Below are 8,624 nucleotides of genomic sequence, written 5' to 3' on the forward strand. Positions count from 1 at the left end.
TCCAGCTCCCTCCACCACTTCTCTTCTCTACCTTATTTCTTTTTATTCAAATACCCACTGTAAACTCATACCATGATTGTTTAACCAGTTACTTGCTTGTTTATAATCTGAATAAAATAATCCCACACGTTGCCAAAATTGAGCACTGTGATTTAAATATTTTAAATGTGCTAATTCATGAACAATCACGTAGTCAATGACCCATGTCGGTGCACTTGCCAAGTGTAAGTTGAAGGTTAGTTCACGCCTGCGATTACAACTACCCCAGCGACGTTTATACAATTGAATACGAATATTACTCGGTAGCTTTTCACCCATCAGCTGACAATAATCGTTAACTCGCATTTCAATATAGCTTTCTAATTTCTCATGCAAAAACTGCTCTAGCAAACTTTGATACATTTGCGTTTGATGCTTTACACGTGAAGAAATACTCAGTAACAGCGTTTGGCTTTCATTGTGCTGCTGCCATTGAGTGCGTGCTGCGTTATCAAATTGCACATTAACAGCTTCATTAAATAATTTAATACTCTGGGTTTTGAGTGGAAACTGTCGTGTATCGGCTTGAATTTGTTGCTTATGTAACTGAGCATCAATCCAGTCCTGTTTACTTAACAGCCATTCATTAATTTGTGTTTTCGTTACAAAATGGGGCGCATATACTGTAAGCTCACGTTGTGCGACTTTGATAGCCACTGTTTTTCTTCGCTTACTACGCTTTAAAGTGTAATCCAACAATGAATGCTGCCTATTTATAATTAACCACTGGGTTTTATTTTACCTTGTACCATAACGGCTGATCTATAAATAATCCCCACTAAATGCCATTTTAATAACAATGCATTTAGTGCTACTCATAAATAGTATGGTTTAGAGCTTAAAACACTTACGTTGCTTTTGTAATTTATAACTCAATACCTTGTGATTATTATTGTATTTTATATTAGACTGAATTTAAGAGTTATTATGTGAATGATTGATGTTAGCTAATTTTTTTATAAACGAACCAGATCCAAGCCTAATTATTAATGGTGTATACGACCCAAGTTTAGTGACACTATCTATACTCACCGCAATTTTTGCAGCTTATTTTTCTTTGCACGTTATCGATTTAGCAAACAATACACATTTTAAATCTTATCGAAAGTTAGCCAATATAACCGCAGCCTTAGTCCTTGCCGGAGGGGTCTGGAGCATGCACTTTATTGCTATGCTGGCATTTTCTTTGTGCACTACAATTGAATACGACCCCACACTCACTTTTGTGTCGTTTATACCGGCTTTACTGGCATGTACCATTGCTTTTTCTTGTTTGAAAACATATAGCTCTAAGCCTCGTATTATCAATTTAATTCTAAGCTCTCTTTTATTTGGCGCGGGTGTTGGCACCATGCATTACAGCGGTATGGCCGCGATGCAATTAAGTCCTTTACTTCGTTATGATCCAATATGGTTTGGCGCTTCAATTGTTGCTGCAGTGCTGCTGTCTTTTATAAGTCTCTATGCACGTTTTCATTTACCAGCACACTTTAAAAAATTAACGCCTGTGCATAATCGTATTATTTGTGCCCTTATTCTTGGCCTTGCCGTGGCTGGTATGCATTATATGGGCATGGCTGCTACGCGATTTATTGCAACAAGCCCGATAATTAACGAGCAAACAAACCAATCACATCTAACCTTTATTGCTATTAGTGTGTCGTTCGCCACGCTTTTATTAACAGCGGTGGTTGTGATCATCAATGGTATGATCCGCTACAGAATGCTGTTAGGGAAAAAATCTGCTGAAGAGTCTCGCCTTGATGCTATTTTATCAACTGCCATTGACGGCATCGTTACTATCAATATTAAAGGCACTATTTTAAGCTTTAATAAGGCCGCAGAAACGATTTTTGGCTGGAAAGATAATGAGGTCATTGGCCTAAATGTAAAAATATTAATGGCTGATGATATTGCTAATCAACACGATGCTTTTTTAAAAAACACCACAAACCATGAAGTAAAGCGTGTAATTGGCGTTAATCGTGATGTGTGGGCAAAACATAAAAATGGTCATCAATTTCCAATTCGACTAGGGATTGGTGAAGTAAAGCAATTGCAAACTGAAACACTATTTGTTGGCTTTATTACCGATTTAACTGAGCAAAAAGCATTACAACAAAGCTTAATTGAAAAAGAGCGACAATACCGTACCTTGATGAACAATATGCCCGGTGTTGTATTTCGCTGCTTGTTAGATGAACACTGGAGTATGTTGTTTATAAGCCCAAGCGTCTATGAACTAACGGGTTATCGCGCTGAAGAGTTTACTGAGCAGCGTATTACCTTTGCCGAGCTGATTGTTAAAGAAGATGAAGCGGCTATTTCTTTAGCCATTGATCAAGCGGTTGCATCAACCAATCAATACTCAATTGAGTATCGCATTCGCCATCGCAACGGCAATATTATTTGGGTACTTGATCAAGCAAGTATTATCACTAACTCTAAAGATGATACACGCTGGGTTGATGGCGTTTTAGTTGATATAACCAAGCGCCATGAATATGAGCAAAGCTTAAAGCAAGCTAAATACGAGGCTGAAGCAGCCGCGCAAGCTAAACAGTCTTTTATGGCAAATATGAGCCATGAGATACGTACCCCCATGAATGCAATTATTGGCTTTAGTGATATTTTAATGGATAGTCCGCTTAATAAAGAACAACAAAAACAAATTATTACCGTTAATAACGCTGCGCGTTCTTTATTGCATTTACTCAACGATATCCTTGACTCAGCAAAGCTAGAGAAAGGTAAACTCGAAATTCAAAAAGTACATTTTAACTTGCAAGAATTGCTCGATAATATTGTGTCGACATTTTGGCTTGATGCAAAACGCAAAGACTTACAGCTCATTTTAAAAATAGCTGACAATGTAAATCCATTTTATTTTGGTGATGATACGCGTTTACGCCAAGTGCTAACCAATTTAATCGGCAATGCGATAAAGTTTACTGAGCAAGGCCATGTTACTGTTTCGGTTACTCATAAACCCAATCAACCCATTTTATTTGAAGTACAAGATAGTGGTATAGGTATCGAAAAAGGTCGCCTTGAGGCTATTTTTAAACCCTTTGAGCAAGCAGATGGCACCACAACACGCCGATTTGGTGGCACAGGGCTTGGCACAACAATTAGTAAGCAGCTGGTTGAATTAATGGGCGGCAAAATATATGCACAAAGTACCCTTGGTCAAGGTAGCTGTTTTTCCTTTACTGTTGGGCTTGAGCCTGGCGAAAAAAGTCAGGTGCAAGCCATTAGTAAAAACGCATTTAGCTTACCCCCATTAAAAATCTTAGTGGTGGATGATATTGAACAAAATATCGAACTACTCACTATTATGCTTTCCCAAGCAGGCCATCAGGTAAGTAAAGCAAATAATGGTTTTGAGGCCATTGACATGTTTAATCAGCATCGCTTTGATATTATCCTAATGGATATTCATATGCCTAAATGTGATGGGATCAGTGCCACAGCATCAATTCGCTCTTTAGAGCAGCAAAAACAACTAAAGCACACGCCAATAATTGCCTTAACGGCCAGTGTGCTACAGCAAGATAAGCTAACAGCCAAACAAGCGGGTATGAATGGTTTTACAACGAAACCCGTTGACATAAACCAACTCAACCAAGAAATAGCACGGGTGCTTGGGCTTGCTATCAGCCAGTTAGTAACTAACGATCCAATAGATTCAAAACTTCGTATAGATTTTAATAAAGGTGAAAAAATGTGGGGCAGCAAAGAGAAACACCTCAAAGAGGTTGTACTCTTTTTAGCTCAGCATCAAAATAATATGCAAACCTTGGCGGCCATTAAGCTAAACGATAAACATCATGCTCATATTTTGCATAATTTAAAAGGTCTTGCCGGTAATTTAGCGCTCAATAATTTATCTTACTTAATTGCGCAAGCTGAAAAACAACGTGATATAGCAAGTTATACTCAGTACATATTAAAATGTCAGCAAGAGTGGCAGCAGCTAGCAGATGAATTATCACACTTACACATTGCTTTTAAAGAGAATGAATTACAAAAAGAAACCGTGTCAGATGCTGAATTTATTCACCAATTAACGCTTTTACTCAGCCAAGCTAAACGAGCAGAGTTGGATGATACGTTATTAAGTTATATTGTAAGAATAACACCCGAACAACACAAAGCTGCTATTTTTAATATTTATGAGCAGTTTAATGACTTTGAATTTGATAATGCAAAAATAGAGCTCAATGCATTATTAACAACACTTAATAATTAGCTCTTCTGAGGATACCGATGGATCAATCGATAAGTCAGGCGCGAATATTAATCGTCGATGATGAACCTGCAAATTTAAAAGTAATGCGCGAGGTCTTAGCGAGTAACTACCGTTTATCGTTTGCTAAATCGGGGGCTGTGGCACTGCAATTAATAGAAAACGATCCGCCAAAACTCATTTTACTTGATGTAATGATGCCAGATATGAATGGCTTTGAAGTGTGCAAAATTTTAAAAGCTAATCCTAAAACCGCACACATTCCGGTCATTTTTGTCACCGCACTCACGCAAGAACAAGATGAATCGGAAGGGTTTTCGCTAGGTGCGGTTGACTATATAACCAAACCTATTAGCCCTGCGATTGTAAAGGCAAGGGTAAAAACTCATCTTTCTTTAGTACAAGCCGAGCAACTAAAACAAGCACATGTAGATTTAGTTGAGCGATTGGGTCGCGCGGCAGAGTACAAAGATACCGATACGGGTGAGCATATTGCACGAATGAGCCAATACAGCAAAGTACTTGCTTTAGCACTGGGAATGAATGAACAACACGCAGAATTATTACGTCAAGCTGCGCCAATGCACGATGTCGGAAAAATAGGTATTCCTGATTCGATACTGTTAAAACCTGGTAAATTAACCCCCGACGAATTTGCACACATGAAAGAGCATGCCGCTATAGGGGCTAAAATATTGGCCAACTCACCTTCCCCCTTACTGCAACTTGCCCATGTATTGGCTATTGAACATCATGAAAAATGGGATGGCACAGGTTATCCTAATGGATTGAAAGGCGAGGAAATCTCTATTGAGGGGCGGATTGTAGCGATTGCTGATGTATTTGATGCACTTACATCAAAACGTCCTTATAAAGAGCCGTGGAGCATTGAGCAAACACTAGAGCATATGCAACAACAAGCAGGAAAACACTTTGACCCTCAGCTGGTTGATCTTTTTATTAGCAAAATAGACACTATTTTAGCGATAAAAAAGGCTCATCAAGAGCGCAATTAATTTAGCCTCTTTTGGCATTGTGAGAGCCTAACGCTACAGCCGGAAAATGCTGTTTTATAATGCGATAGTCATGGGAAGTGATCTCATGGCTATTGCCACTGTTATCTTTAAAATACATAGAAAAAGTCACGCCATGATCAGCCAGTATCGTTTTAATTTCAAGCTGCTCAAAATGTGCTAACCACGCTATAAATTGCTCACCGGTTGCAGCAAAAGCGATTCCTTTACTTCGCCCTGGCGCCTCAAATAAAGCTAAACGTGTGGATGCGTTTTCATCTTCAAGCGTTAAAGGGCCTTTGCCTTCTTCATTCCAAAATGCTAATTCCTCTACTACAGTAAAACCAAGCACCTTTTCATACCAATCAACGGCTTGGGTGAGGCTTTGAACATTTAAATGACAATGATCAATACCGCTCAATTTTGGCCTCACTGTCTTACCCTCCAATTTCAGATTTTAACTGCTCTAAAAAGTCATACATATAATCTGTTCTTCTAAGTGCTTCAGCTTTAGCTGAAGGTGTATTCATACTTTTTGCAATATGCAGCAACTTTATAAAAAAATGATCTAAGGTGTACTGTTTATCATCAGGTTCACGCTCTAAACAAAATGGATCATTAGGATTGTACAAAAGTCGGCTTATTGAGCCCCCCACTTTCATACAACGACTAACACCAATAGCCCCTAAGGCATCCATTCTGTCAGCATCTTGTACAATCTGTGCTTCAACGGTTTTAATAGCAATATTGGCGCTAAAACTATGCGCGGCTATGGCGTGGTGAATATCATCAAATAGCGCGTCATCATAGCCAATAGACGCTAAAAAACTAATCGCTTTATCGGCAGCCATCGTTGAAGCTTTTGCCCTATCGGGATGGTTTTTTGCTACGGCCACACAATCATGTAACCACGCAGCAGGTAAAACAACATTCATATTGGCTTTTTCAGCAGTGCATAATTTAACTGCGACACGGACAACGCGTTCAATATGAGTGATATCATGGGCTACATCAGCATGGATAAGCGCTGTTATAAATTCTCTGCATTGCTGATCAAGTTGCTTTAATGAAGGGCTAAGGGCTAAATTGTTCACCGAGCTTCCAAAAATCTATTTAAACGAGATAATATCCCCTACTTTAACGCGATTTATAAGGCCCTTGCAAAACATTCATTGTATGTTGCGCGTGGCTTGACTAAAATACAGCGCTTATTTATTACTACAGAGAAGTCCTATGTCATCTGCCGTTTACCTGCAAGCTGGTCGCGATAAATCATTAAAAAGAAAACACCCTTGGTTATTTTCTAAAGCCATCAAAAAAATTAAAGGTAAACCTGGATTAGGTGACACGGTAACCATACACGACAGTGAAGGTAAGTTTTTAGCCACCGCGGCTTACAGCCCTCATTCACAAATTCGCGCGCGTGTTTGGAGCTTTGATGAAAAAGAAGTCATAGATCAACATTTTTTCGAGCGTCGCCTACGTCGTGCTTTAGAAGCTCGCAGCCATGCGATTGAAGAAGGTGGACTGACCGGTTTTAGGCTTTGCGCCGCTGAATCAGATTATTTACCGGGTGTTACCATAGATAAATTTGATAACACCTTGGTTTGTCAGTTACTCAGTGCCGGTGCTGAGCGCCACAAAGGTGAAATTGTTGGTGCATTAATGGCTATTTTCCCAGGCTCTAATATTTATGAGCGCTCAGATGTAGATGTGCGCACTAAAGAAGGCTTGGAGCCAATTAAAGGAGTGCTTTGGGGTAATGAACCCACAGCGCCAGTTATCATTGAAGAAAATGGTTTAAAAATTGAAGTTGATATTCTTGAAGGCCATAAAACCGGCTTTTATTTAGATCAACGTGATAGCCGTGCTGCGCTGGAGCGTTTTTCAAAAGATAAAACCGTATTAAATTGCTTTAGTTATACGGGGACGTTTTCTCTTTATGCCCTGCGTGGTGGCTGTAAGCATGTAACCAATGTCGATGTTTCACAACCAGCTCTGGATACAGCAAAGCGCAATGTTGAACATAACAACCTTGATTTAAATAAAGTCGACTTTGTAAAACAAGATGTATTTAAGTTATTGCGCCAATACCGTGAAGACGGCGTGATGTTTGATACGATTGTGATGGATCCGCCTAAATTTGCTGATAATAAAGCGCAGTTAACTGGGGCGTGTCGGGGTTACAAAGATATTAATATGATTGCGATGCAAATATTAAAACCAGGCGGCACACTGCTTACTTTCTCATGCTCTGGTTTAATGGAACAAAATTTGTTTCAAAAAGTGGTTGCAGATGCAGCACTTGATGCAGGTAAAGATTTACTGATCATGGAGCGCTTAAATCAAGCAGCTGACCACCCTATTGCGGGCAGCTACCCTGAAGGCTTTTATCTTAAAGGCCTTATTTGTAAGGTTTACTAAAAACTAATTTTAGTTAAACTCAATAATTTCTAGCCCTGCGGTTATCGTGCCATCCTCTTCTGTGCTGGCACGTATCACCTTTGCAGTGGCTTTTAACGGTGCAATGCTTGGATGGGTTGATGCAATATCAACCGATAAAATTGAGTTAAGCTCTAATAAATCATCGAGCTGCAAGGAGAGCCCTGTTGCACTTAAGTCAAGGCAGGTGCCTGTGTAACTTAGTCCTGCGACGGGCTCAATCGAGGTTAACTTAGCGGGTGTGTTAACCTGCATACGTCTGTAGTTTCGCTTATCTTCAGTAAACATAATTCCCTCTACACAATATTATTAATTTTTTCTCGTAGTACGGCGATAGAAAAAGGTTTTACAACGTAAGCATCACACCCTGAGTCAAAGCCTGCTTGTTGCTCAAGCTCTGACTCAAGTCCTGATATCATAACCACCGGAATGTGTTTTGTCTCTGGCGTATGTTTAAGTATGCGACAGGTATCATAACCATCAAGCCCCGGCATACATACATCAAGCAAAATAATATCAGGCGGATTAGCAATGGCAGACGCTAAACAACTTTTACCAGAATCAGCATAGCTTAAATCAAATGTTGATACTAACCCTGCTTTGAGTATTTCAAAGTTGAAATACTCATCATCAACCACTAACAATTGTCGCGCTTGGTGTTTTAGTAATGAGGACATAGCATTGTCATTTCCTTCTCAAGTTAGTCCCTTAGGGTCTGTTGACCGTTCAAGGTTGAATTTGCAGTAGCCTGTTTGGTATTTAGGCAAGGCAGAGCCTATGTGGTGTGGTTTTTACTTAGCCCACTAGGTTACAAACCTCGCGCCGCGATTAAACCGCCCTTAGTTTGAACGAATTTTAATCCAAAAAGGTCAACAGACCCT

At 39.6% G+C, this 8,624-nt stretch carries 8 protein-coding genes; 3 read left to right on the forward strand and 5 right to left on the reverse strand.

What is annotated here, in order from left to right:
- Positions 1 to 42: 42 nt before the first annotated feature.
- Positions 43 to 735, reverse strand: a complete 693-nt coding sequence (locus tag CWC14_RS11885) for a M48 family metallopeptidase (RefSeq protein WP_008113034.1) — start codon at positions 733 to 735, stop codon at positions 43 to 45.
- A 244-nt stretch (positions 736 to 979) separates the two neighbouring features.
- Here CWC14_RS11885 and CWC14_RS11890 point away from each other — a divergent pair, with 244 nt between their 5' ends.
- Both CWC14_RS11890 and CWC14_RS11895 read left to right on the forward strand, forming a co-directional pair.
- Positions 980 to 4,291: a PAS domain S-box protein gene (locus CWC14_RS11890; protein ID WP_138563086.1), complete on the forward strand. Its 3,312-nt coding sequence runs from the start codon at positions 980 to 982 to the stop codon at positions 4,289 to 4,291.
- Positions 4,292 to 4,308: 17 nt separating this feature from the next.
- Positions 4,309 to 5,304 (forward strand): response regulator, encoded by a 996-nt coding sequence (locus tag CWC14_RS11895; RefSeq protein WP_138563087.1) that lies wholly within the window; start codon positions 4,309 to 4,311, stop codon positions 5,302 to 5,304.
- A 1-nt stretch (position 5,305) separates the two neighbouring features.
- On the opposite strand, the gene CWC14_RS11900 is transcribed toward CWC14_RS11895, so the two are convergent.
- Both CWC14_RS11900 and CWC14_RS11905 read right to left on the reverse strand, forming a co-directional pair.
- Complete coding sequence (locus CWC14_RS11900; RefSeq protein WP_028835037.1) at positions 5,306 to 5,734, reverse strand: VOC family protein; 429 nt, start codon at positions 5,732 to 5,734, stop codon at positions 5,306 to 5,308.
- A gap of 4 nt (positions 5,735 to 5,738) precedes the next feature.
- Entirely contained in the window at positions 5,739 to 6,395 is a 657-nt protein-coding gene (locus CWC14_RS11905) for an HD domain-containing protein (protein WP_138563088.1), read from the reverse strand.
- A gap of 139 nt (positions 6,396 to 6,534) precedes the next feature.
- Between CWC14_RS11905 and CWC14_RS11910 the strand changes: the two genes are divergently transcribed.
- Complete coding sequence (locus CWC14_RS11910) at positions 6,535 to 7,725, forward strand: class I SAM-dependent methyltransferase (RefSeq protein ID WP_013465236.1); 1,191 nt, start codon at positions 6,535 to 6,537, stop codon at positions 7,723 to 7,725.
- Between the two features lie 9 nt (positions 7,726 to 7,734).
- Here CWC14_RS11910 and CWC14_RS11915 read toward each other — a convergent pair whose 3' ends face one another.
- Together CWC14_RS11915 and CWC14_RS11920 are read right to left on the reverse strand one after the other, a co-directional pair.
- Positions 7,735 to 8,031 (reverse strand): PilZ domain-containing protein, encoded by a 297-nt coding sequence (locus tag CWC14_RS11915; RefSeq protein WP_013465237.1) that lies wholly within the window; start codon positions 8,029 to 8,031, stop codon positions 7,735 to 7,737.
- Between the two features lie 8 nt (positions 8,032 to 8,039).
- Positions 8,040 to 8,420 carry a response regulator gene (locus tag CWC14_RS11920; RefSeq protein ID WP_138563089.1) on the reverse strand — a complete coding sequence of 127 codons (381 nt, stop codon included), beginning with the start codon at positions 8,418 to 8,420 and terminating at the stop codon, positions 8,040 to 8,042.
- Between the last annotated feature and the right edge of the window lie 204 nt (positions 8,421 to 8,624).

This window comes from Pseudoalteromonas sp. S3260 (genome assembly GCF_005886925.1).
GTDB classification, from domain to species: Bacteria; Pseudomonadota; Gammaproteobacteria; order Enterobacterales; family Alteromonadaceae; genus Pseudoalteromonas; species Pseudoalteromonas tetraodonis.

Bases quoted from the DNA above. Each gene is read 5' to 3' on its own strand.
- CWC14_RS11890 (WP_138563086.1), top strand. From the start codon at position 980: ATGTTAGCTAATTTTTTTATAAACGAACCAGATCCAAGCCTAATTATT.
- CWC14_RS11895 (WP_138563087.1), top strand. From the start codon at position 4,309: ATGGATCAATCGATAAGTCAGGCGCGAATATTAATCGTCGATGATGAA.
- CWC14_RS11910 (WP_013465236.1), top strand. From the start codon at position 6,535: ATGTCATCTGCCGTTTACCTGCAAGCTGGTCGCGATAAATCATTAAAA.
- CWC14_RS11915 (WP_013465237.1), bottom strand. From the start codon at position 8,031: ATGTTTACTGAAGATAAGCGAAACTACAGACGTATGCAGGTTAACACA.
- CWC14_RS11920 (WP_138563089.1), bottom strand. From the start codon at position 8,420: ATGTCCTCATTACTAAAACACCAAGCGCGACAATTGTTAGTGGTTGAT.